Source organism: Vibrio sp. 1562 (assembly GCF_033340155.1).
GTDB lineage: Bacteria > Pseudomonadota > Gammaproteobacteria > Enterobacterales > Vibrionaceae > Vibrio > Vibrio alginolyticus.
In genome coordinates this window covers 1-523 of record NZ_JAWOVY010000757.1, presented here as the reverse complement: position 1 = coordinate 523, position 523 = coordinate 1, and the positions used below count along the sequence as shown (strand labels likewise).

The window sequence follows — 523 nt, the reverse complement described above, 5'->3', positions numbered from 1 at the left end:
GAACGTGTCTTTTTTGCGACCTTGAATGGTGAGGTAGCCATCTTTATCAATTGCGCCAATGTCGCCGGTGTGCAGCCAACCGTCTGAATCAAAAGATTCTTGAGTTGCGATGTCATTCTTGTAGTAGCCAGAGAACAATCCCTTACCGCGCACCATGATTTCGCTGTCATCGGCAATTTTTAACTCAATGCCGGGGCCTGCGTTACCCACGGTACCAATTTTATCTGCTCTAAATGGGTAGTTTATGGTGCTGTAAGCGAAGGATTCCGTCATCCCCCATGCTTCGGTGATGTTTAGGCCAACGCTGTGGTACCAATCTAATAGTGCGGGTGATACCGGAGCAGAACCACAACCCAAAACTCGCGCTTGATCTAACCCCAGCCCTTCGGCGAGCTTTTTCTTAATCAGCGAATTTACGAACGGTATTTTCAGTAAGAAATTCAATTTTTTCTGTGGAAGTTTGTCTTGAATGCGTTGCTGGAACAGAGTCCATAATCTCGGTACAGAAATGAACAAGGTTGGG

General features: G+C 46.5%; 1 protein-coding gene. It reads right to left on the bottom strand.

Going from position 1 to position 523, the window contains the following annotated elements; genetic code table 11:
* A partial coding sequence (locus tag R7Z49_RS27485) for an AMP-binding protein (RefSeq protein ID WP_318112834.1) occupies nt 1-523 on the bottom strand: 523 nt, incomplete at both ends.